The organism is Kitasatospora phosalacinea (assembly GCF_000717185.1).
Taxonomy (GTDB): domain Bacteria; phylum Actinomycetota; class Actinomycetes; order Streptomycetales; family Streptomycetaceae; genus Kitasatospora; species Kitasatospora phosalacinea_A.
The window spans coordinates 41,843-63,625 of the sequence record NZ_JNYE01000020.1 but is presented as its reverse complement, the minus strand read 5'-3'; the positions used below and the strand labels follow the sequence as shown (position 1 = coordinate 63,625).

General features: G+C 77.0%; 20 protein-coding genes. 13 read left to right on the top strand and 7 right to left on the bottom strand.

Annotation, left to right across the window (positions count from 1 at the left end; all coding sequences use genetic code 11):
* The first annotated feature begins 103 nt into the window (after positions 1-103).
* From OO57_RS11360 to OO57_RS46745, 5 genes are all read left to right on the top strand, one after another.
* Entirely contained in the window at positions 104-367 is a 264-nt protein-coding gene (locus OO57_RS11360) for a hypothetical protein (protein ID WP_033252232.1), read from the top strand.
* An 80-nt stretch (positions 368-447) separates the two neighbouring features.
* Complete coding sequence (locus OO57_RS11355; RefSeq protein WP_158715090.1) at positions 448-810, top strand: TadE/TadG family type IV pilus assembly protein; 363 nt, start codon at positions 448-450, stop codon at positions 808-810.
* Entirely contained in the window at positions 807-1,265 is a 459-nt protein-coding gene (locus OO57_RS11350; RefSeq protein WP_051777252.1) for a TadE/TadG family type IV pilus assembly protein, read from the top strand. Before OO57_RS11355 ends, OO57_RS11350 begins: the two co-directional genes overlap by 4 nt.
* Positions 1,266-1,282: 17 nt before the next feature.
* Entirely contained in the window at positions 1,283-1,741 is a 459-nt protein-coding gene (locus OO57_RS11345) for a pilus assembly protein TadG-related protein (protein ID WP_324606772.1), read from the top strand.
* Positions 1,741-5,919, top strand: a complete 4,179-nt coding sequence (locus OO57_RS46745; protein WP_051777246.1) for a LysM peptidoglycan-binding domain-containing protein — start codon at positions 1,741-1,743, stop codon at positions 5,917-5,919. The genes OO57_RS11345 and OO57_RS46745 overlap by 1 nt, the downstream gene beginning before the upstream one ends.
* 64 nt (positions 5,920-5,983) lie before the next feature.
* On the opposite strand, the gene OO57_RS11335 is transcribed toward OO57_RS46745, so the two are convergent.
* A complete protein-coding gene (locus OO57_RS11335; protein ID WP_051777243.1) occupies positions 5,984-6,391 on the bottom strand; it encodes a hypothetical protein in 408 nt (135 codons plus the stop codon).
* A gap of 158 nt (positions 6,392-6,549) precedes the next feature.
* The gene (locus OO57_RS11330; RefSeq protein WP_033252230.1) at positions 6,550-7,029 is read right to left on the bottom strand and encodes a VOC family protein; all 480 of its coding nucleotides are present in this window, start codon (positions 7,027-7,029) and stop codon (positions 6,550-6,552) included.
* 128 nt (positions 7,030-7,157) lie between these two features.
* On the opposite strand from OO57_RS11330, the gene OO57_RS11325 reads away from it, so the two are divergent.
* Positions 7,158-7,979, top strand: coding sequence for a nucleotidyltransferase (locus OO57_RS11325; protein ID WP_106973958.1), 822 nt, complete (start codon positions 7,158-7,160; stop codon positions 7,977-7,979).
* A 127-nt stretch (positions 7,980-8,106) separates the two neighbouring features.
* On the opposite strand, the gene OO57_RS11320 is transcribed toward OO57_RS11325, so the two are convergent.
* On the bottom strand, positions 8,107-8,670 hold the full coding sequence (locus OO57_RS11320; protein ID WP_033252229.1) for a DUF4240 domain-containing protein: 564 nt from the start codon (positions 8,668-8,670) through the stop codon (positions 8,107-8,109).
* Positions 8,671-8,796: 126 nt separating this feature from the next.
* Here OO57_RS11320 and OO57_RS11315 point away from each other — a divergent pair, with 126 nt between their 5' ends.
* The 3 genes from OO57_RS11315 (at position 8,797) to OO57_RS11305 (ending at position 12,304) form a co-directional block, all read left to right on the top strand.
* On the top strand, positions 8,797-9,744 hold the full coding sequence (locus tag OO57_RS11315) for a zinc-binding dehydrogenase (protein WP_033252228.1): 948 nt from the start codon (positions 8,797-8,799) through the stop codon (positions 9,742-9,744).
* A 53-nt stretch (positions 9,745-9,797) separates the two neighbouring features.
* Positions 9,798-10,841 carry a S66 family peptidase gene (locus OO57_RS11310; RefSeq protein ID WP_033252227.1) on the top strand — a complete coding sequence of 348 codons (1,044 nt, stop codon included), beginning with the start codon at positions 9,798-9,800 and terminating at the stop codon, positions 10,839-10,841.
* A 170-nt stretch (positions 10,842-11,011) separates the two neighbouring features.
* Positions 11,012-12,304 (top strand): metal-dependent hydrolase family protein, encoded by a 1,293-nt coding sequence (locus OO57_RS11305; RefSeq protein WP_051777240.1) that lies wholly within the window; start codon positions 11,012-11,014, stop codon positions 12,302-12,304.
* Positions 12,305-12,313: 9 nt separating this feature from the next.
* Here OO57_RS11305 and OO57_RS11300 read toward each other — a convergent pair whose 3' ends face one another.
* The gene (locus tag OO57_RS11300) at positions 12,314-13,279 is read right to left on the bottom strand and encodes a GlxA family transcriptional regulator (protein WP_033252226.1); all 966 of its coding nucleotides are present in this window, start codon (positions 13,277-13,279) and stop codon (positions 12,314-12,316) included.
* 72 nt (positions 13,280-13,351) lie between these two features.
* Between OO57_RS11300 and OO57_RS11295 the strand changes: the two genes are divergently transcribed.
* The gene (locus OO57_RS11295; protein WP_033252225.1) at positions 13,352-14,008 is read left to right on the top strand and encodes an HD domain-containing protein; all 657 of its coding nucleotides are present in this window, start codon (positions 13,352-13,354) and stop codon (positions 14,006-14,008) included.
* Between the two features lie 43 nt (positions 14,009-14,051).
* Here the strand turns inward: OO57_RS11295 and OO57_RS11290 are convergent, their stop codons facing one another.
* Entirely contained in the window at positions 14,052-15,407 is a 1,356-nt protein-coding gene (locus OO57_RS11290; RefSeq protein WP_158715089.1) for an MFS transporter, read from the bottom strand.
* A gap of 56 nt (positions 15,408-15,463) precedes the next feature.
* On the opposite strand from OO57_RS11290, the gene OO57_RS11285 reads away from it, so the two are divergent.
* The 3 genes from OO57_RS11285 to OO57_RS11275 all read left to right on the top strand — a co-directional run bounded on the left by OO57_RS11285 (position 15,464) and on the right by OO57_RS11275 (position 20,625).
* Positions 15,464-16,477 carry an ArsR family transcriptional regulator gene (locus tag OO57_RS11285; protein WP_033252224.1) on the top strand — a complete coding sequence of 338 codons (1,014 nt, stop codon included), beginning with the start codon at positions 15,464-15,466 and terminating at the stop codon, positions 16,475-16,477.
* A gap of 381 nt (positions 16,478-16,858) precedes the next feature.
* The gene (locus OO57_RS11280) at positions 16,859-18,091 is read left to right on the top strand and encodes an MFS transporter (protein ID WP_081973615.1); all 1,233 of its coding nucleotides are present in this window, start codon (positions 16,859-16,861) and stop codon (positions 18,089-18,091) included.
* Between the two features lie 293 nt (positions 18,092-18,384).
* Positions 18,385-20,625, top strand: a complete 2,241-nt coding sequence (locus tag OO57_RS11275; protein WP_033252223.1) for a hypothetical protein — start codon at positions 18,385-18,387, stop codon at positions 20,623-20,625.
* A 63-nt stretch (positions 20,626-20,688) separates the two neighbouring features.
* Here the strand turns inward: OO57_RS11275 and OO57_RS11270 are convergent, their stop codons facing one another.
* Together OO57_RS11270 and OO57_RS11265 are read right to left on the bottom strand one after the other, a co-directional pair.
* A complete protein-coding gene (locus OO57_RS11270; RefSeq protein ID WP_106973957.1) occupies positions 20,689-21,216 on the bottom strand; it encodes a GNAT family N-acetyltransferase in 528 nt (175 codons plus the stop codon).
* A gap of 86 nt (positions 21,217-21,302) precedes the next feature.
* Positions 21,303-21,779: a MarR family winged helix-turn-helix transcriptional regulator gene (locus tag OO57_RS11265; protein ID WP_033252222.1), complete on the bottom strand. Its 477-nt coding sequence runs from the start codon at positions 21,777-21,779 to the stop codon at positions 21,303-21,305.
* Positions 21,780-21,783 lie beyond the last annotated feature (4 nt).

Below are 21,783 nucleotides of genomic sequence, written 5' to 3'. Positions count from 1 at the left end.
GAAGACCCGGCACCACCCGACCGAGCAGCGAAGGAACAGCGCCACCCGCCCAGCGCGGCACCCCGCAACCAGCCCCTCCCGTCGAAGTCCTGGAGACCACACCATGGCCCGAATCCGCACCGTGGCGGCCGCCCTGCGACCGCTGCTCCCGCTCCATCTCGTCCGTCCCGTCCTCGAGTACCGCCTCGTCAAGCTGCGCGCCGCCCGCGAGTCCGGCGACCGCGGCGCGATCAGCATCGAACTCGCCCTCGCCGTGATCGTGCTGGTCACCATCGCCGGGACGGTCGTCTACGCGATCTCCCAGCTCGGCAACAAGGTCCAGGGCGACATCCAGAAGGACGTCCCCGCCGGCGGCACCGCGCCGTGACCCGCCGCCCGCACCGGCCCGCCACCCGGCCCGCACCGGCCGGGTGGCTCGCGCGTGCCCGCAGCTCCGACCGGGGGGCGATGGCGATCAGCCTCGCCATCGTCTTCCCGGCCGTGCTCTTCGTGATCCTCCTGGTGGTGCAGGCCGGCCTGTGGTGGTACGCCGAACAGGCCGCGCTGGCGGCCGCCCGGGAGGGCGTGGAAGCCGGACGGATCAACGGCGCGCCGACCGGTGCGGGCGAGGAACGGGCCACCGAGTTCGTCGAACGGCTCGGCGACGTGGTCGAACTGGGCGCGCCGCCGCGGCAGACCGGCAGCGACCCCGACCTGTACCAGCTGTCCGTCACGGTGCAACCGCTCACCCTCTTCCCGTTCGCGGACCTGGCGATCACCAAGACCGCCACCGCGCCCCGGGAGAAGTTCGTCCCGCCGGTGGTGCCGTGAGCGGCAGGGGAGCGGAGCAGAGGGGCGACTCCCGTACCGGGGAACGGGGTTCGTTCGCGATCGAAGCGGCGGTCCTGGTGCCGGTGGTGCTCAGCTTCGCCCTGATGGCGGTCGCCGCCGGACGCCTGCAGACCACCGGCGCGGTGGTCGACGCCGCCGCCCGCGCCGGAGCCCGCGCCGCCTCCCTGGCCCGCAGCCCCGAAGCGGCCCGGCAGGACGCCGCCGACGCCGTCGGACAGGCGCTCGCCGCCCGCTCGGTGAAGTGCGCGGCCGAACCGGTCGGCGAGCCGGAGTACGGCAGCCTGGCGACCAGCGGCGGCACCCTGACCACCGTCACCGTCCGGGTCTCCTGCACGGTGCCGCTCTCCGACCTGATCGGACTGGACGGCGTACCGGGCAGCAAGACCGTCACCGGCACGTTCACCTCCGTGCTGGACCGCTACCGGGGAAACTGAGAGGACGTCAACAGACCGTGGGGGGAGGGAACGTGGACGCACGAGGCGTGAACGGGCAGGACCGGGGCAGCATTTCGGTCATGGTCGCCATCACCGCCGTCAGCCTGGTCGCCGTGGTCGGCCTGGTGCTCGACTTCGGCGGCCAACTGCGGGCCACCGAACGGGCCGACGCGATAGCGCAGGAAGCCGCCCGGGTGGCCGGACAGCAACTCGACATCGACCGGCTGCGCTCCGGAGGCGGCTACCAGGTCGACCCCGGGCAGGCCGAGTCCGCCGCCCGGGCCTACCTCGCCTCCCAGGGCGTCGCGGGCCGCGTCGACTTCCCGCAGTACCCCGACCTGAGCGTGATCAGCGTCAGCGTCACCAGCACCTACCGGACCGCGCTGCTCGGCGTGGTCGGCATCACCACACTCTCCGTGCAGGGCCACGGCAAGGCCACCCTGCTGCACGGCATCACGGAAGGGACCACCGGCTGATGGCCGCGCGCGGAGCCGACGACCAGCACCGCAAGGGCCGCCGGGAGCGGCAACCGGACCGCACCGCCCGCACCGGCCGCGGCGGACCGCAACCCGCCCCGGTGGCCGCCGGACGGCGCCGCCGACGGGGCGCGGGCGGCTCGGTGCTCGCCGCGCTCGGCTCCCTGCTGGCACTCGTCCTGCTGCTGGCCGGCGTGCCCGCCCTGCTCGGCTACGGCACCCTCGCCGTCGCCGCGGCGGGCGACCCGGTCCACGGCGACCTGATCGCCGCGCTCACCAGCCCCGACGACGGCAGCCTCTTCCTGTGGCTGCTGGTCGGCGTCGGCTGGATCGGCTGGCTGTGCTTCCTGCTCTCCGTCCTGGTCGAGGTCCCCGCCCAACTCCGCGGCCGGGTCGCCCGCCGGATCCCCGCCTTCGGCTGGAGCCAGCGCATCGCGGCCGGCCTGATCGGCTCCGTACTGGCCCTGCTCCCGGTCGCCGGATCGGCCTTCGCCGCCACCCCCGAACTCGCCCAGCGCCCGGCCACCGCAGCCCAGTTGAACGCCGCACCGGCCTACGCCGCACTGCCCGCCGGGGCCCCCGCGGCCGCGCCCGCCGCCGACCCGCAGCAGCAGCCGACCTACACCGTCCGCGACGCCCGGCCCGCCGACAGCCTGTGGTCCATCGCCGAACGCCAACTCGGCTCCGGGGAACGCTGGACGGAGATCGCCAAGCTCAACGCGGGCCGCCCGATGGACGGTTCGGGCACCCGCTTCGACGCCGACCGCCCGATCCAGCCCGGCTGGCGGCTGCTGATGCCCGCCGACGCCAAGCCCGACACCGCCGCGGGCACCGCCACCGGCACCACCGCGGGCAGCAGCACCGCGCCCGCGCTGCCCGCCGCACCCGCCGGGCCCGCGCACGGCAGCGTCACCGTGCACTCCGGCGACTCGCTCTCCGCCATCGCCCAGCGGGAGTTGGGCGACGGCGACCGCTGGCCCGAGCTCTTCGCCGCCAACCAGGGCGTCACCGCCCCCGACGGCGAACGGCTCACCGACCCGGACGTGCTCGCCCCCGGCATGGTGCTCACCGTGCCCGGCGCCGCGACCGCCCCCGCCCCCGCGCCCGCGCCGGAGGCCCAGCCGCCCGCGCCGGAGGCCCAGCCGCCCGCACCGGAAGCGCCCGCCCCGGACGCGCAGAGCCCCGCGCCCGCGGCCCAGACGCCCGAAGCCCAGCCGTCCGCCCCGCAGCAGCAGGCCACCCCGCCCGCGGCCGAGGCGCAGACGCCCGCTCCGCAGGACACCGCGGCCGCCGCCAACCTGCCCGCCGTCCGCGACCAGCAGAACGTCGCGAAGAGCGGCGGCGGCGACTACACCGTGGCGCTGGCCGCCTCCGGCCTCGGCGTGCTGATGGCCGCCGCGCTGATCACCCTGGTCGGCCGCCGCCGCACCGACCAGCAGCGGGCCCGCCGCCCCCGGCACCGGATCGCCCTGCCCTCGGCCGAGGCGGGCCGCTTCGAGGCCGAGCTGAAGGCCCGGCAGGACGAGCACGGCCTGGACCTGCTCAACCGGGCCCTGCGCACCCTGGGTCGCAACACCGTCCGCGGCGAGAAGCGGCTGCCCGCCCTGGTCGCCGCCCGGGTCACCGTGGCCGGGACCGTCGAACTGCACCTGGCCGCACCGGCCGTGCCGATCGCCCCGTTCCGGGCCGCGCACGCCCCGAACGTGTGGTGGTGCCCCGTCGACTCCACCGAACTGCTCTCCGCCGCACAGGCCGCCAAGTACGCCGCCCCCTACCCTGCGCTGGTCACCCTCGGCGCCACCCCCGACGGCTCCACCGTGCTGGCCGACCTGGAGACCGTCCGGCTGGTGCACCTGTCCGGGCACCCCGAGGACGCCGAGGACGTGCTGCGCAGCCTCGCCGTCGAACTGGCCCACAGTCCGCTCGCCGACCGCCTGCACCTGCACCTGGTCGGCATCGCCACCGACCTGCCCACCGCCGGACCGGCCGCCGACCGGGTCCACCACCACCCCACCCTGGAGGCCGCACTCGCCGCCCTCGGCCCGCGCACCGCCAAGGCCCGCGCCACCCTGATCGGCGCGAACGTCGGCAGCCCCCGCGAGGCCCGCAGCCGCGGCAGCGCCGACGAGGCCTGGCTGCCGGAGATCGTGCTGTCCGCGCAGCCGCCCTCCGGCACCGTCCCCGCCGAGCTCGGCCGCCTGCTCGACGGCCGCCCCCGCACCTGCCTGGCCGTCCTCACCCGCGCCCCCGAGCGCGGCGCCGGACCGGTCGCCCGCTGGACCCTCCCCGCCACCGGCCACGCCGCCCTGCCCGGCCTGCACCTCAGCGTCGAACTCCAGCGCCTGAACCGCGAACAGTACGCCCAGCTCGGCGAACTCGTCCGCGCCTCCGGCGACTTCACCCAGCACCCGGCCCCCGACTGGACCATCGACGGCCCGCACAACGGCCCCGAGGACGAGGCCGAACTCCCGCTGCCCGTCCCCGCGCTGGCCGCGGTCGGCGCCGCGATAGGAGCCGTCCCCGCCCCGTTCGGCACGGGCTACGGCGAGCTGGAGGACGAGGCGGCGGAGGGCGGCGTCCGGGCCGACGGCACGCTCGACGCCCGGCTGATCGCCCTGCTCGGCGGACCCACCGGGCCGGGCGGGGCCGCCGGGGCGGAGGCGAGCGCGGCCGACGCCCCGGCGAGGACCAGCCTGGAGAAGCCTGCCGGTGGCGGCGGTGGTGGCGCCGCCGAGGGCGACGGGGCCGGGCCCCGGCTGCTGGCCCGGGTCGTGCCCACCGGCAGCAGCCCGTTCGCCGGACTCGTCCCGACCGCGCCCACCAACCCGTACGCGGTCGTGCCGGTGGTGCCCGTCCAGCCCGCCGCGCTGCCGCCCGCGGTGCCGACGGCGGTGCCGACGGCGGAGCCCGCGCCGGAACCCGCCCAGCCCGTCCAGCCCGCGGTGCCCGCCGAGCCGCGGCACGCCGCGAACGGGCAGGCCCGCAAGGTCACCACCCCGCCGCACGGCACGCCCGTCGACCCCCGGATCGCCGCCGCCCTGCCGCCCGCCGTGCCCGCCCAGCCGCTGCCGCCGCAGGAGCAACTCCCGCCCGCCGCACCCGGGTTCGCGCCCGATGCGGCGGCGGACGGCGGCACCCGGTCGTTCGAACTCGCTGCCCCCGCCCCGACCGAGCAGCCCGTCGAGCAGCCCGTCGAGCAGCCCGTCGAGCAGCCCGTCGAGCGGCCGGTCGAAGCACCGGCGGCGCCCGAGCCCGAGCCCGTGCCTGCGCCCGAGCCGCTACCCACCCACGACCAGGCGGCGGCCCCCGACCCGCGCTCCCCGGCCCGGCCGTCCGCCCGGCCCGGGAGCGGCCCGGCCCGCACCGACAGCGACGACCTGCTGGCGATCCTGCGCTCGCCGGAGGCCCACCACCTGCGGTCCGCGCCGCGGATCCGGGTGCTCGGGCCGGTCGACGTCCTCGGGGCGGCGGGCAGCGCCGACCCCGCGGGCCGTCCCCGGCTCACCGAGCTCGCCGCGTACCTGGCGCTGCGCCCCGGCAGCGAGCACACCGCGATCGACCGCGACATCCACCCGGGCGCCGCGCACCTCGACCCGAAGGCCACCGCGGAGCGCCTCGCCGAGCCGCTGCCGGTCAAACTCGCCGCACTGGCGGGCTGGTTGGGCACCTCCCCGGAGGGGCGCGACTACCTCGACGGGCAGCCCGCCGACACGTACACCCTGGCGCCGACCGTCACCTGCGACTGGGACGAGTTCCGCAGCCTGTACCGGCGCGGCATGCGCTCCACCTCCAGCACCGCCGACGCGGCCCTCGCGCACGCCCTCGCCCTGGTCCGCGGCGCCCCGTTCGCCGAGGCCCCGGGCGGGACCTTCGCCTGGGCGGAGGTCGAACGGCAGGACATGCTGGCCGCGATCGTCGACACCGCGCACGAACTCGCCGCCCGCCGCCTGCAGTACGGCGACCACCGCACCGCCGAGGCCGCGATCTTCCGCGCCCTCGCCGTCGCCCCCGAGGTCGAACTCCTGCACCGCGACCTGTTCTACGCCTACGCCTCGGCGGGCGCCCGCGACCAGCTCGTCCGCTCCGTCAACCGCCTCGACGCGCTCAGCCGCCGCACCGGCCGCGACCTCGACCCGGACACCGTGGCCCTGCTCCGCGACCTGCTCACCGGCAGCTGAACCGCACACCGGACCGCACCACCCGCCGCCCGCCGTTCCCCGTCCCCCGGGGCGGCGGGCGGTGTCAGTCCGCGCGGAGGCGCCGGTGCCACCAGGGGGCCGGGTGGGCGGCCAGCGGGTCGGGCAGGGTGCGGCGGCGGAACTCCTCGTCGAGGCGGTCGACCAGGACGCGCAGGGGGGTGCGGGCCGGGCGGGGGAGGCGGTGGAGGGCGGTCTCCAGGACGTCCCGGGCGTACAGGGGGTCGCAGCAGGGGCAGGTGGGCCAGGGTACGTAGAGGTAGCGGCCCGGTCGGCGGAGGAAGCCCTCGTACTGGTGCAGCGCCTCGGCGACCGCGCCCGGCCCCAGGCCCAGGGCCTCGATGCGGTGGACGGCCGCCCGGGTGCGCCGGGGCAGGCCCTGGAGGCGGCGGACGGGACGGGCGGGCCGCTGCCGCGGGACGACGCGGACGGCGCCGGGCGGCTTACGCGGCACGGGCCTCTCGGAGACGGGTCACGGGGCCATGCTGCCAGCCCGGGCGGCCGCCGTCAGCCCGTTTGCCGGAGCGGCCTGCTGCCCGGGCCCGCTGCTCCGTCCGGGGAGTTCCTCCGTGCAGGGACGAACGCCGGGCGGGGGTTCCCCAGGGGGCGGGATCAGTCCCCGTCGGCCGCGGCCTCCAGGGCGGCGATGTCGAGCTTGCCCATCTGCAGCATGGCCGCGGTGGCCCGGCGCACGCGGTCCGGGTCCGGGTCGGAGAGCAGTTCCGTCATCCGGCGCGGCACGATCTGCCAGGACAGGCCGTAACGGTCCTTCAACCAGCCGCACGGGCCCGGTGCGCCGCCGTCCGCGGTCAGCAGTTCCCAGTAGCGGTCGACCTCGGCCTGGTCGGCGCAGTCGACCTGTAGCGAGACGGCCTCGGTGAAGGGGAACTGCGGGCCGCCGTTCAGGGCCAGGAACTCCTGGCCGAACAGTTCGAAGGACACCAGCATCACGCTGCCGGGCTCGCCCGGCCCGGCCTCCGAGTAGCGCTGCACGTCGGTGACCCGGCCGTACTCGAACACCGAGGCGTAGAACTCGGCGGCCTGCTCGGCCTGGTCGTCGAACCACAGGAAAGTGGTGATCTTCTGAGCCATCGGAAGGGTCCTCCGTTCCCGTACGGTCGCCCGGCCGGACGACCGGACCGCTCCGACGGTAGGGCGCGCCCGGCGCTTCCTCCCGCAGGCGCGGCGGCACCGGCGGGCAGCCGTGCCAGGATGGGTGCATGACCATCCCGGACCCGTGGCACCCGTCCGCCGCCGGGCAGGAGGCCGCCGAAGCCGTCCAACGGGCCCTGGCCGCACCCCTGCTGGCGGAGTTCGCGACCCGCCTGCCCGCCGTCACGCCCGTGCGCGCGCTGTGGGCGCACGGCTCGCTGGCGCACGGGGACTACCGGCACGGGCGCAGCGACCTCGACCTGGTCGCCGTCCTCCCCGCCGCCCCGGACGGGCAGCTGCAGGGCCGACTCGCCGCGCTGCACCGGGAGTTGATCGCGGAGGACCCCGACGCGGAGCGGCTGCACTGCAGCTACCTGCCGGACGGGGAACTCGCCGACCCGGCCGTCGCCCACTTCACCTTCGCCCAGGGCGAGCCGATGCGGCGCCCGGTCACGGCCGTCACCCGCCGCGAACTCCTGGACGGGGGCGAGGTGTTGGCGGGCGAACGGCCCGGCGAGCTGCTGCCGTCGGTGGACGACGCCGAGCTGCACGCCTTCGTCCGGGCCGACCTGCGCGACTACTGGTACCCGATCACCGCCCGCCCCGACCCGTGGCAGCGCGACGTCTGGGTCGACCACGGCCCGGTCACCGCCGTCCGCGCCACCGCCGCGCTGCGCGAGGGCCGGTTGATCACCAAGCGCGAGGCGATCACCCGCCTCCCGGCCCTGGGCGCCCCGCCCGGCCTGGCCGAGGACATCGCCGCCCGCCGCTACGGCACCGGCACCCCGCCCGTCCTCACCCCCGAGGCCCGGGCCCGACGGGCCGAGCAGGCCTGGCTGTTCACCCGCGCCCTGATCGAGCAGGCGCTGATCGAACGGGCTTCTGACTGACGGGCGTCGGCCTGACGGGCGTCGGTCTGACGGGCGTTGGACGGGCGGGCGTCGGCCTGACGGGCGTCGGCCTGACGGGCGTCGGCCCGGTGGGCGGGGGACCGGCGAGCCTCGGGCTGGCGGTGGGTCAGGTAGCTTCGGCGAACAGTGCGGTGAGGCGCGGCAGTCGGGCGGCGCGCTGCTCCGGCGTCCACACCGGTTCGTCGAACTCGGCGTTGCACGGGCTGTCGTGGCCGATCGCCTCCAGCGCCTCCTCCAGGCCGTCCTCCTCGCCGGTGAGCTGCTCGTACGCTTCGTGGGCGCAGTAGTTGAGCGTCTCCCACTCCGGGAAGTCGTGGTCGTCCCACCGCTCGCGCGGCAGTGCGGCCAGGCGGCGGAAGGCGGGGTGGTCGGCGAGCACGTCCGGGGCGTGGACGGCCAGGTGGTGGGCCTCGCGGCCCAGACCGAGCAGCCAGCCGTAGAAGTACCACAGGCCGTCGTCGCCGACCCAGTCGCGCAGCACCGCCTTCGCCACCGCCAGGGTGCCCGGCGTGTCCAGCGGGGCGCGGGCCTCGTCCAGGCGGAGCTGGAACTCCAGCACCTCGGGCAGCGGCAGCCCGGCCAGCCGCGCGGTCAGCCGCTCGGCGTGCCCGCAGGCCGGGCCGTCGGCCGCGCTCGACTCCACCAGGTCCCAGAATCCGTCCGCGTCCATGCTCCGGATCCTGGCACCCGCCGGTGACAGGCCGCCGGTCGCCGGGCGACTTGACCTCAAGCCCGCTTGAAGTCACAGGATGGGCGCCGGGCCGGAACGACCGGCCCGGGAACGGGTGGAGGCGTGATGCGAGCGGTGTGGCTGCGGGAGTTCGGCGGGCCCGAGGTGCTGGTGGCGGGGGCCGCCCCCGACCCGGTGCCCGGCCCCGGGGAGGCGCTGGTCGCGGTCGCGCACGCCAACCTGACCTTCGTCGAGACCCAGTTCCGGGCCACCGGCCTCGGCCCGTTCACCGGCGCCCTCCCGATGGTGCCCGGCAACGGCGTCGGCGGCACCGTCACCGCCCTCGGCCCCGGCACCGACCCGGCCTGGCTCGGACGGCGGGTGGTCTCCTCCACCGGCGGCAGCGGCGGCTACGCCGAACTCGCCGCCGTCCCCGCCGACGGCCTGCACCCCGTCCCCGACGGCCTCCAACTGGACACCGCCACCGCGCTGCTCGCCGACGGCCGCACCGCCCGCCTGCTGCTGGAGACCGCCGCCCCCGCGCCCGGCGAACGCGTCCTGGTCACCGCCGCGGCCGGCGGCGTCGGCACCCTGCTGGTCCAACTCGCCACCGCCGCCGGGGCCCGCGTCCTCGCCGCGGCCGGCGGCCCCCGCAAACTCGCCCTCGCCGCCGAACTCGGCGCCGCCGAGACCGCCGACTACCGGCAGCCCGACTGGACCGACGGCCGCGCCCCCGTCGACCTCGTCCTCGACGGCGTCGGCGGCACCCTCGGCCGGGCCGCCGCCGGACTGCTCCGCGACGGCGGCCGCCTCCTCAGCTTCGGCCTGGCCAGCGGCAGTTGGACCGACCTCCCGGCCGACGAGGCCGCCGCCCGCGCCCTCACCGTCCTCCACCTGCGCCCCGCCCCGGACCGGATCCGCGCCGCCACCGCCCACGCCCTCGCCGAAGCCGCCGCGGGCCGACTGCGCCCCGTCATCGGCCAGCGCTTCCCGCTGGAGCGCGCCGCCGACGCCCACCGCGCCATCGAGGCCCGCGCCACCCTCGGCAAGACCCTGCTGGACGTCCGTCCCTGAGCCGGTCCGAAACCCGGGCGCGCGCCCCCGGCCCGCGCCGCTAGCATCCCGGCATGACGGACCAGCCCACGTACCCGCCCAAGCCCCGGCCCGGCGACCGGATCGCGATCGTCTCACCCGGCTTCGCCGGGCCGGGCGCCTTCCCGCTCCCGCACGAACTCGGGCTGCGCCGCCTGCGCGAGGAGTACGGCCTGGAGCCGGTCGAGTACCCGACCACCCGCAAGCTCGACGCCACCCCCGCCGAGCGCGCCGCCGACCTGCACGCCGCGTTCGCCGACCCGAGCGTCACCGCCGTGATGGCCACCCTCGGCGGCGACGACCAGATCACCGTGGTTCCGCACCTCGACGCCGAACTGATCCGCGCCAACCCCAAACCCTTCTTCGGCTACAGCGACAACACCAACCTGCTCGACTTCCTGCACCGCCAGGGCGTCGTCGCCTACCACGGCGCCGCCCTGATGACCCAGCTCGGCCGCCCGCACGCCGTCCACCCGCTCACCGACGCCTCGCTGCGCGCCGCCCTCTTCGACGGCGGCGCGTACGAGCTCACCGAGGCCGCCGACACCAGCACCGTCCTCGGCCGCTGGGAGGACCCGGCCACCTTCGCGCGCGAACCCGCCGCCGAACCCGCCACCGGCTGGCACTGGCACCGCCCCGACCGCGTCGTCGAAGGCACCAGCTGGGGCGGCAACCTGGAGATCCTGCACTGGATGGCCGCCGCCGACCGGCTGCGCCCCGCCGAGCAGCACGCCGGGGGTGTGCTGCTGCTGGAGACCTCCGAGGAACTGCCCGCCGCCGCCGAGGTGTTCCGGATGCTGCGCAACCTCGGCGAACGCGGCCTGCTCCGCCAGTTCCCCGCCGTCCTGGTCGGCCGCGCCATGGCCTGGAGCTTCGAGCACCCCCACGACGCGCCCGCCCGCGCCCGCTACCGCGCCGAACAGCGCGCCGCCGTCCTGCGCGCCCTGGACGCCTACGCCCCCGACGCCACGGTCGTCCTCGACGTCGACTTCGGCCACACCGAACCGCAACTCGTCCTCCCCTACGGCGGCCTGATCCGCGTCGACGGCCCGGCCCGCCGGATCACCGTCACCTACTGACCACCCGCAGGACACCGCTGCACGACGAAGGCGAAGACGAAGCCGAAAGCGGGCTCCCCGACCGGTGGACCCCCGACCGGCGAACCCCCGTCCGGCGCGCCCACGTTCGGCGCGCCCACGTTCGGCCGAACGGGCGGGGGCGCGCCGGGCCGGCGGACCAGCATGGGGGCATGGCTCCTGACGCGTCCACCGCCGCTCCGGGCGGGCTGCTCATCACCAACGTACGGGTCTTCGACGGGATCGGGGACGAGGCGGTGCCCGGCTACGTCCGCACCGAGGGCGACCGGATCGCGGACGTCGTCCTCGGGCAGCCCGCCCCCGCGGGCCCGGCCGCCGGGGCGGTGGTGGTCGACGGCGGCGGCCGCACCCTGATGCCCGGCCTGACCGACGCCCACGTCCACCTGATGCTGATCGGCGGGACGATGGCCGGGCTGCAACTCTCCCCCACCGGCGCGGTCTACTACCAGGCGCTGGCCTCCGCCCGGGCCATGCTGATGCGCGGCTTCACCACCGTCCGCGACCTGGCCGGGGACACCGACCCGCTGCGCCGCGTCCTGGACGCCGGGCTGTTCCCCGGCCCGCGGATCTACCCCAGCCAGGCCGCGCTCTCGCAGACCTCCGGGCACGGCGACTTCGGCACGGTCTACGACCCGCCCACCGCCCTCGGCGGGCCGCCGTCCCGGGCCGAGCAGGTCGGCCTGATGCGGGTCGCCGACGGGCCCGAACGCGTCCTCGCCGCGGTGCGCGAACAGCTCAAGCGCGGCGCCGCCCAGATCAAGCTGATGGCCGGGGGCGGCGCCGCCTCCGCGTACGACCCGCTGGACGTCCTGCAGTTCACGCCCGCCGAACTGGAGGCCGCCGTCCGGGCCGCCGCCGACTGGGGCACCTACGTCACCGTGCACGTCTACACCTCCGAGGGCGTCCGGCGCGCCGTCGACGCGGGCGTGCGCTGCATCGAGCACGGGCACCTCGCCGACGAGGCCACCATCCGGCTGCTCGGCGAACGCGGCGTCTGGCTCAGCACCCAGCCCTTCGCCGAGGACGACCACCACTTCGACAACCCCGACAGCCGGGCCAAGAACCGCCAGGTCTGCGACGGCGTCGGCACCACCTTCCGCTGGGCGCTCAAGCACGGCGTCCGGCTCGCCTTCGGCACCGACCTGCTGCTCGAACCCTCCCTCGCCCACCGGCAGAACGAGATGCTGGTCCGCCTCGGCGAGTACCTCGACCCCGTCGCCGTCCTCAAGCTCGCCACCTCCGGCAACGCCGAACTGTTCCGCCTCGCCGGACGCCGCGACCCCTACCGCGACGCCCCGCTCGGCGTCCTCGTCCCCGGCGCCTGGGCCGACCTGCTGGTCGTCGACGGCGACCCCACCACCGACCTCGCCGTCCTCGGCGACCCCGGCCGCAACCTGCGGCTGATCGTCAAGGGCGGGACGGTGCACAAGAACACGCTGGGGTGAGGACGCGGCTCAGGACGGCGGGCGGAACGTCGCCCGGTAGGTGCTCGGCGGGACGCCCACGTGCTCGCGGAACAGCGCCCGGACGTTCCCCGGCGTCCCCAGGCCGCAGCGGTGCGCCACCGCCTCCACCGTCAGGTCCGTCGACTCCAGCAGCTCCCGCGCCCGGGCCAGCCGCGCCTCCAGCAGCCAGCGCATCGGCGGCAGGCCCGTCCCCGCGTGGAAACGCCGGATCAGGGTCCGCCGCGACACCCCCGCCTGCCGGGCCAACTCGTCCACCGACAGCGGCAGGTGGAGGTTGGCGAGCACCCACTCGTGCAGCCGGGCCAGGCCCGCGCCCGGCGCCGCCGACGGCGGCAGGTCGATGTACTGCGCCTGCCCGCCCTCCCGCTGCGGGGCCGTCACCAGCGTCCGGGCCCGCTGGTTCGCCACCCGCGCCCCGTGGTCGGCCCGCACCAGGTGCAGGCACAGGTCCAGCCCCGCCGCGACACCCGCCGAGGTCAGCACCGCGCCCTCGTCCACGTACAGCACCTTCGGGTCCACCACCACCCGCGGGTACGCCGCCGCCAGCTCCGCCGCGTGCTGCCAGTGCGTGGTCGCCCGGCGCCCGTCCAGCAGCCCGGCCGCCGCCAGCACGAACGCCCCCGTGCAGATCGACACCATCCGCGCACCGCGCCCCGCCGCCGCCCGCAGCGCCGCCACCACCTCCGGCGACGGCGGCGACAGCTCCGCGCACCCCGGGACGACCACCGTGTCCGCGGCCGCCAGCAGCCCCAGGCCGTCCGGCACGTGCAGCTCCGGCCCGCCGTGCACCGGCACCCGGCCCGGACGGGCCGCGCACACCGCCAGCGCGTACGGCGCCTCCGGCCAACTCCCGAACACCTGGAGGGGAATGCCCAGGTCCAGCGGCAGCACGCCGGGCAGGGCCAGCACCACCACCCGGTGCGGGGACGGCTGCGGCCGCGACACGGACTCCATGGCACGATCCTATCGGCCGACGGCACCCGTGCCACTGCCGGGCCCGCGCCCGGCCGCCGTACGGTCGGGGCCATGAGCACACCGACGCCCCTCGCCCCCGCGATCCCCGCCCTGCCCGCCGGCCCCGTCGCCACCGCCGCCCTCGACCTCCTGCGGGCCGCCGTCAGCCCGCCCGTCGCCCGGCACAGCATCCGCAGCTACCTGTTCGCCCGGCTCCTCGCCGACCACGAACGGCTGGCACCCGGCACCGACTACGACGAGGACCTGCTCTTCCACGCCTGCGTCCTGCACGACCTCGGCACCTCCCCCGACACACCCGGACAGGCCCGCTTCGAACTCGAGGGCGCCGACCTCGCCGCCGAGTTCCTCACCCGCCACGGCTACCCCGCCACCGCCGTCGACCAGGTCTGGGAAGCCATCGCCCTGCACTCCTCCGCCCAGATCGCCGACCGCCGCGGCACCCTCGCCCGCCTCACCCGCCGCGGCGTCACCGCCGACTTCGGCATCGACACCGCCCACCTCACCGACGCCCACGGCGAAGCCGTCCACCGCGACCACCCCCGCCACGACATGTCCACCGCCCTCGTCGACGCCATCACCACCCACGCCGCCCGCTCCCCGCAGGCCGCCGCCCGCTACACCCTGGCCGGTGAACTCGCCCGCGAGCGGGCGGAGTCGGGGGTGACGGGGCTGGAAGCGGGGACGGCGGCGGGGAGGTGGGGGAGGTGACGGGTTCCGGTTCCGGCTCCGGTTCCGGCTCCGGCCCGGTGGGTCAACTCGCCCGTGCTTGAACCTCTTTGGCCGGTGCCGGTGCTGATGCCGATGCCGGTTCCGGTGCCTGCTCCGCGTTGCGGCGTGCCGCGTGGCGGGCCACCGGGGGGAGGGCGAGGGCCGCGCAGGCGAAGACAGCGGCGAGGGCGGCCCAGCCGGCGGTGCCGTGCGGGAGGACGAGGACGGTGAGGGCGGCCGGGGCGAGCGCCTGGGCCAGGGCGACGCCGGTGTGCAGGACGCCCTGGTAGGCGCCGTGGGCGTGCTCGGGGGCCAGGTCGTACGCCAGGGCCCAACTGCCCGCCTGCGACAGCACCTCGCCGGCCGTCAGCAGTACCACGGCTCCCAGGAGTACCGCCACCGCCACTCCCGGCGCCCGTCCGGCGGCCCCGGCGGCGGCCAGGCAGCTCGCGCCCACCAGCAGCCCGCCGAGCCGGAACGACCTTGCCGCGCCCGCGAGTTCGGACACCCGGCGGACCGCGAGCACCTGGAGCAGTGCCACCAGTGCGGTGTTGGTGAGCAGCAGCCAGCCCGTCACCGCCGGACGGGCCGAGGTGTGCCCGAGCGTCCACAGCGGCAGGCCGACCTCCAGCACCACGTACAGCGTGTTCACCACCGCGTTCAGCACCGCCACCCCCACGAACGGCAGGTCCCGCAGCGGGCGCGCCGCCACCGCCGCCGCAGCGCCCCGTACGGCGGCGGGCGCCGCCCCCGTCGGCACCGCCCGCAGCGGCAGCAGCGCCAGCAGGTACCCGGCCGCGCTCGCGCAGACCGCCGTCCGCAGCGCGCCCGGCCCGCCGTGGGCCAGCACCAGCGAGCCGAGCGCCGCGCCCGCGCCGATGCCGACGTTGTTCAGCGCCCGCAGCACGGCCAGCGCCCGGTTCCGCGCCGCGGCGGGCAGCGCGTGCGCGTACAGGGTGGAGCGCGCCACCCCGTTCGCCCGGGACGCCGCCCCCGTCACGCACACCAGCAGGACGAACAGCCACAGCGACCCGGCGAACGCGAACACCGCCGTCGCCCCCGCCTGCACCACGTGCACCACCGCCAGCACCGGCTTCGCGCCCAGCCGGTCGCACAGCCGCCCCACCGGCAGCGCCGCGGGCACCCCGCACAGGCCCGCCGCCGTCAGCGCCGCGCCCACCACCCCGGCCGAGAAGCCCAGGCCGCGGGTGAACCAGAGCGTCCCCACCGTCAGGAACAGCCCGTTGCCGACCGCGTTGACCAGCAGCAGCGCCGCCAGCCGGCGGACCACGGAGGAGGAGGACGGCGGGCGGAGCGGGGGCGGGGAGGACAGCGGGCGGAGCGAGGGCGGGGAGGACGGCGGGCGGAGCGGGGGCGGGGAGGCGGTACTCAGGTTCATGTCCAGCAGCACACCCGCGGCCGCCGAAGGCCGGAATCGATTTACCCTGGTGCTTAATGATCCGCTTCCGGCTCCGCCTCGCCGACCTCGCCGCCACCTCCTTCGCGTACTCGCCGCTCCAGGAGACCGTGCTCAGCCTGCGCATGTGGACCCACCACGCCCGCCGCTTCCCCGCGCTGCGCCCCGCCTTCGCGGCGATGCGCCCCGGATTCGAGCAGCTGGCGGCCCGCCCCCTGCTGACCGCGCTGGTCGCCCACCGCCGCTACTGGGTCCCCGACCTCCTCACCCCGCGCCCCGCCGTCCCCGCCCCCGACCTGCGCGAGGAACTCGCCGCGCTGCGCGCCACCGACCCCGCCCGGCTGCGACCCGACATCGAACAGACCTTCCACCCGCTCGGCGAGCCCGTCCCGCCCGTCCTCGCGGACGGCCTGCACCACCCCGACCGGCTGCTCGCCGACCTCGCCGACGCCCTGGAGGCGTACTGGCACGCCTGCCTGCGCCCGCAGTGGTGGCCCCGGGCCCGCACCGTCCTCGCCGCCGACCTCGCGCACCGCGCCCGCACCCTCGCCGAGGGCGGCGCCGACGCCCTTTTCCGCGGCATCAGCGAACGGCTCTCCTGGGCCGACGACACCCTCACCATCCGCCGCGGCGGCCCCTGGCCGTCCGCCCCCGACGAGATCCCCGTCGACGGCCGCCGCCTGCTGCTCACCCCCAGCTGCTTCGCCGACGGCGTCTCCACCATGCTCGACCGCGACGCCCCGCCGCACATCGTCTACGCCACCCGCGGCCTGGCCACCCTCGCCGAACGCCCCCCGGCGCCCGCCCCGCAGGCCCTGGCCGGACTGCTCGGCACGACCCGCGCCAGGCTCCTGGTGATGCTCGCCGACGACGGCCCCGCCACCACCACCGAACTCGCCCACCGCCTCGCCGTCACCCCCGCCGCGGTCAGCCAGCACCTGGCCGCCCTGCACACCGCCGCCCTCCTGGAACGCACCCGCCACGGTCGCCACGTCCACTACCGCCCCACCCCGCTCGGCGCCGCCCTGCGCGCGGGGAACGGACACCCCTGACGGACACCCCTGACGGACGGGCGGCCGGGCGGACGGGTCGGTCGCCGGACGGGTCAGCCGCCGCACGGCCGGGGTCCGGGATCGCCGCAGAGCGGGCGGTCGTACTCGTCGAGCGGGACCCTCGCCGAGTCCCACGCCGTCCCCGTCCCCTACGCCCTCGCCGCGGGGACGGCGGCGAGCGTGCCGGTCGGGCTGGGGGTACTGCCGTTCGACCGCAACCGCCGTCGGCGGGGGGCGGGTTGACGGGCTGACGGAGTGACGGAGTGACGGGGCGACGGGTTGCGGGGCGGACGTCGAAGTCCGATTCACGCCGGACCGGCCCCCGGTCCGGCTGGTGGACTGTCCGGTGACACCCCACCGCCCACAGACAGGACCTCCGGCATGGCCACCACCACCCGCCGTCCACCCGCCGACCCCCACGACCACCTCAACCGGTGGACAGGGCAAGGAGGTTGGCCCGCCGTGCTGGCCGTCACCACGGGCGTGTTCTCCCTCGTCACCACCGAGATCCTGCCGATCGGCCTGCTCACCCCGATCGGCGCCACCTTCCGGATCTCCGACGGCACCGCCGGTCTGATGATGACGCTCCCGGGCCTCGTCGCCGCCGTCGCCGCACCGCTGGTGACGGTCGCGACCAGGCGCGCCGACCGGCGGACCGTGCTGGGCGCCCTGCTGCTGCTCCTGACCCTGGCGGACCTCCTCAACGCCCTCGCCCCCGCCTACTGGGCCGTGCTGGTCGCGCGGGTCCTGCTCGGCCTGGTCGTCGGGGCGTTCTGGTCGGTCGGTTCGGGGCTCGCCGCCCGGCTCGTCCCGGCGCACCGGCAGGGCCGCGCCACCACCGTGTTCTTCACCGCCGTCCCGCTCGGCTCGGTCCTCGGCGTACCGGCGGGCGTGTTCCTCGGCTCGCTCGCGGGCTGGCGGGCCGCCTTCCTGGTGGCGGCCGCGCTGACCCTGCTGACCCTGGTCGCCCTGCTGCTGTCGCTCCCGCCGCTGCCCCCGCTGACCGTCACCGACCTCGGTGTGCTGCGCGGCCTGCTCACGGGGCGGGGCATCCGCAGCGGCCTTGCCGTGACCTTCCTGATCGTGCTGGCCCACTTCGGCAGCTACACCTACGTCACCCCGTTCCTGGAGACCACTGCGCACGCCGGGCCCGGCCCGGTCATCGGCCTCCTGCTGGGGTACGGCGCCGCCGGGCTGCTCGGCAACGCGCTCGCCGGGGGCCGCGCGGCGGGCGCCCTGCGGCCGGTCTTCGGCACCGCCGTCGTGCTGATCGCCGCCGCGACCCTGCTGATGCCGCTGCTCGGCACCGGCACCCCGGGCGCCGCCGTCCTGCTGACGCTGTGGGGGGTGGCGTACGGCGCCGTGTCGGTGTGCGCCCTGAACTGGTTCCTGGCCGCGGCCCCGCACGCCCCCGAGGCGGCGGGCGTGCTGTTCACCTCCTCCTTCCAGGCGACCCTGTCGATCGGCGCCCTGACCGGCGGCCTCGTGGTGGACCGCTCCTCGCCCGCCACCGTGATGGTGCTCGGGGGCGCCGTCGCCCTCCTGGCCGCCGCCGTGGTGGCCGGGTCCGGCCACCGGGTCCGGCCCGAGCCGGTTGCCGGACGCCGGGGCTGACATCCCGTCCGGCGTCCGGCGGGACGCCCGGGGACTGCCGAACGGACCGCTCAGGGCCGGTCGGGGACCGCTCGGGGGCGGTCGGGGTCAACGTCCGCCCCCCGTCGAACCGTTCGGGAACCGGCCGGTTCGCGGCCCCGGCCGGGTGCCGATCCTCGCGGGACCCGGCCTGGCCCGGCCGGCCGCGGACCACGTATCGTGGCCGGGATCGGAGCCTGGTGCGGGACACCACGGCGTACAGGCACGGCGTCGCGCGGGCGACGGACGGGGGCGGTGACCGAACGGTGGCTGACGTGGCATCGACGACCGGGGACGGGCCGGCGGGGGCCGACCCGGAGGAGACGCTCAAGCTCCCCCCGAACGCGCCCGCCCTGGAACAGACGCTCGAAGTCCCGCCCGGTGCGGACCCGTTCGCGACCTCCATCAACCTGGTCATCCCGGAATCCGTGCTCGGCGTCACCCCGGCGGGCGCCACCCCGGCGGGTGGCACCGTCCTCCCGCCGCCGCCCGCGGTCCCGCCCGGCGGCACCGGATGGACCGGCTCCTTCCCGATCACCCCCGCCGCGCCCACCGCGCCCGTGCCCGCCCACGTCGCCGACGCCCCGCCCCCCGCCCACGGGATCGGTGACGGCCTGCGCGGACGCATCCTGGTCATCGAGGGCGGCTACGGCGGCGGACGCCGCTGGGGCCGCGGCGGCACCGGGCACGCCTCGGTGCTCTCCGCCGCCCTGGCCGGTGTCGCCCCGCAGGTCCTGCTCTCCGCGGACCAGGTCGACGCCGTCCACCTGCCCGGCGCCAACGACCCGCAGACCGTCCTCGCCCACCTGCGCGCCGCCGCCCGCCACCCCGGCCCGCTGCTCATCCACCTCGGCGGTCACCTGATCACCGACCGGCGCGGCGAACAGCTCTACCTCTCGCTGCGCGAGAACAAGAGCTCCGAGAGCCTGCCCTGGTCCGCCATCGCCACCGAACTCCGGCACCGCGGAACCGAGTTGGACACCCTGGTGATCGGCGACCTGAGCGCCGACCAGGTCGTCTGGCCCGCCCTCGCGGCCACCGCCGGGCAGCAGCTCTCCGACGGCGTCCCGCTCTGGGCCGTCGTCAACCACGACCCCGACCAGCTCGGCACCTTCACCCGCGGCCTGATCGAGACCCTGCACCGCGGCCGCCCCGGCGCCGACCAGTTCCTCACCCCCGAACTCGTCCGCCAGCAGGTCAACTCGGTGCTGCGGGCCGAAACCGTGGTGATCACCTCCCACCCCGCCGACCGGCCCTACTTCCGCAACACCGCGCGGCAGATCGGCACCGGCGAACCCGCGGCCGCCACCCCGGCCCGCCCCGACACCGCGACCCGCCCCGCCGCCGGGGCCGCACCCGGGCTCGCGGTCGGTGCCGCCCCCGGTACCGCCCCCGGTGCCACCGGCCTCGCCCCCGCGCCCGAACCCGTACGGCCCCGGCTCTCGCCCGGCTGGACGCCGCGCGGCATGGTCTCGCTGCGCAAGGCGGGCGTTCCGGCGACCCCGGCGCGCCGCAAGATGATCGTCTCGCTGGTCAAGGGCGAGCCGATGGTTCCCGCGGACGCGCGCTCCACCGTCCCGCTCACCGCCCCGCTCACGCCGACCGCCGCCGCTCCGGTGCCCCCGGCCGTTCCGCTGGTGGCGCTCGACAAGCCGGGGCGGGGCGCGCCGCGGGTCGAGCTGGGCAAGGGTGCCGCCGGTGCGGCTGTCGACGGTGCCGCGGAGACCGCGACCGAGCCGCTGCCCGTGCTCGCACCAGCACCAGCGTCCGCACCAGCGTCCGCACCAGCGCCCGCGTCCGCGTCCGCGTCCGCCGTGACGTTCGCCAAGGGCGCGGCGCCCGCCGGGCCCGGGCCGGGCGACACCCTGGCCGCGACCCTCCCGATCGACCGGCCGGTCACCATCCCGATCGTCGAGCGCGCCCCCGAGCCCGAACCGGTGCCCCGCCACGACCCGCTCGCCGCGACCACCCCGCTGCCCGGCCCGGACGCCCCCGCCGCGGACCCCGCGTCCACCGGGACCGTCCAGCTCGGCAAGGGGCCCGCCGCCACGCCGCCCGCCGCGGACGGCACGCAGGCGCCGCCCGGCGAGTACCTGGAGGCGATCGGCGACATCGTCCGCAGCGCGGAGGCGGGCGACCACGAGACCGCCTCGGCGCTCGCCCTCGCACTGGAGGAGAAGGCCGTCGGCGCGTACGGCTCCCGGGCCACCGTGGTGCTGCAGGTCCGTCAGGTCCGGGCGCACGTCTGCCGGGTCGGCGGCCGCCCCTCCGTCGCGGCCGAGCTCTACCGCCAGGTCGCCGCGGCCCTGCTGCAGAGCGACGGGCCCGAACACCCCGAGACGCAGCGCGCCGTCACCAACGCCGAGGCCTGCTGGCGCGCCGTCAAGGACCCGGCCGAGGCGATCCGGATCGCCCCCGAGATCATCGAGCTCCGCGCACACCTCCCCGGCCCGGACAACCGCAAGCTCCGCGCCGCGGAACGCTACCTGCGCCAGCTCGCCGAGGCCCGCGGCTGACGGACGGGGCCGCGGACGGGGGCCGCGGCCGACGGACGGGGCCGCTGGGGGGCGGTACGCGGGTCAGTCGCCGAGGATCCGTTCCCACAGCAGCGAGTCCTGCCACCTGCCGTCGAGCAGGATCGCGGAGTGCGCGACGCCGTACGGGCTGAACCCGTTGCGGCGCAGCACCCGTTGGGACGGCAGGTTCTCCAGGTTGGTGGACGCCTCGGCGCGGTGCAGCCCGAGCTCCTCGGCCATCACCCGGAGCGCGAGCCCGACGGCGCGCCCGGCGTGGCCCCGGTTCTGGGCGGTGCCGGTGATCCAGTACCCGAGGGAGCCGCGGCGCAGGTGCGGCTGCGGCAGGACGCCGCCGACGGTGACCTGCCCGATCACCTCGCCGTCGGCGAGCACCACGCCCGGCCAGACCGTGCCGGCCCGGTGCCCGGCCAGCAGCCGGTCGATCCGCTCGGCCTGGCCCTCCGCGGTGAGGAGGGCGGGCGGCTGGGCCGGTTCCCAGCGCCGGAAGAGCTCGACGTCCCGGGCCCGGTGGGCGGCCAGCGGGGCGGCGTCGGCGGGTTCGACCAGGCGGATCCGGGTGCGGCCGGGCACGGCTGCCTCCTCCATCGGTGCGGGTGCGGGTGCGGGTGCGGGGGCAGGGGCAGGGGGTAACGGCGGGGGAGCGGCCGGTGCGCGGGTCACTCGCGGATCTCGGCGAGGGAGTCCGCCATGGCGGCCCGGGCGCGGGTGAACCAGTCGGCGAGGACGGCGACTTCGGCGGGGGAGTAGTCGGCGAACAGCTCGGCCAGGCGGGCGTAGAAGGGGCCGTACACCCGGAGGACGCGTTCCTGGGCGTCCTCGGAGATCAGGACGTGCACCCGGCGGCGGTCGGTCGGGTCGGGCTCGCGGCGGGCGTACCCCGCCCGCTCCAGCCGGTTGAGGACGCCGGTGACGGCGCCGGTGGTGAGCTGGGCGCGTTCGGCGAGGTCGCCCGCGGCCAGTGGCTCGCCGGACGCGGTGGCTTCGATCACGAACCCCAGGCAGGTCAGGTCGGTGACGTTGAGCCCGAGCCTGGCGGCAATGTCGTGCTGGCCGAACTGGGCCAGGGCGATCATGCGGTCCATGGCCTGCAGGGCCTGTTCAGGCGTCGCCTGGGGGCGGGGCTTGCCCTCCACTCGG

Excerpts from the sequence above, each read along its gene's own strand:
- OO57_RS11285 (WP_033252224.1), top strand. The coding sequence starts at position 15,464 with ATGATCCGCTTCCGGCTCCGCCTCGCCGACCTCGCCGCCACCTCCTTC.
- OO57_RS11290 (WP_158715089.1), bottom strand. The coding sequence starts at position 15,407 with ATGAACCTGAGTACCGCCTCCCCGCCCCCGCTCCGCCCGCCGTCCTCC.
- OO57_RS46745 (WP_051777246.1), top strand. The coding sequence starts at position 1,741 with ATGGCCGCGCGCGGAGCCGACGACCAGCACCGCAAGGGCCGCCGGGAG.
- OO57_RS11360 (WP_033252232.1), top strand. The coding sequence starts at position 104 with ATGGCCCGAATCCGCACCGTGGCGGCCGCCCTGCGACCGCTGCTCCCG.
- OO57_RS11325 (WP_106973958.1), top strand. The coding sequence starts at position 7,158 with ATGACCATCCCGGACCCGTGGCACCCGTCCGCCGCCGGGCAGGAGGCC.
- OO57_RS11295 (WP_033252225.1), top strand. The coding sequence starts at position 13,352 with ATGAGCACACCGACGCCCCTCGCCCCCGCGATCCCCGCCCTGCCCGCC.
- OO57_RS11315 (WP_033252228.1), top strand. The coding sequence starts at position 8,797 with ATGCGAGCGGTGTGGCTGCGGGAGTTCGGCGGGCCCGAGGTGCTGGTG.
- OO57_RS11310 (WP_033252227.1), top strand. The coding sequence starts at position 9,798 with ATGACGGACCAGCCCACGTACCCGCCCAAGCCCCGGCCCGGCGACCGG.
- OO57_RS11355 (WP_158715090.1), top strand. The coding sequence starts at position 448 with ATGGCGATCAGCCTCGCCATCGTCTTCCCGGCCGTGCTCTTCGTGATC.
- OO57_RS11320 (WP_033252229.1), bottom strand. The coding sequence starts at position 8,670 with ATGGACGCGGACGGATTCTGGGACCTGGTGGAGTCGAGCGCGGCCGAC.
- OO57_RS11280 (WP_081973615.1), top strand. The coding sequence starts at position 16,859 with ATGGCCACCACCACCCGCCGTCCACCCGCCGACCCCCACGACCACCTC.
- OO57_RS11305 (WP_051777240.1), top strand. The coding sequence starts at position 11,012 with ATGGCTCCTGACGCGTCCACCGCCGCTCCGGGCGGGCTGCTCATCACC.
- OO57_RS11300 (WP_033252226.1), bottom strand. The coding sequence starts at position 13,279 with ATGGAGTCCGTGTCGCGGCCGCAGCCGTCCCCGCACCGGGTGGTGGTG.
- OO57_RS11330 (WP_033252230.1), bottom strand. The coding sequence starts at position 7,029 with ATGGCTCAGAAGATCACCACTTTCCTGTGGTTCGACGACCAGGCCGAG.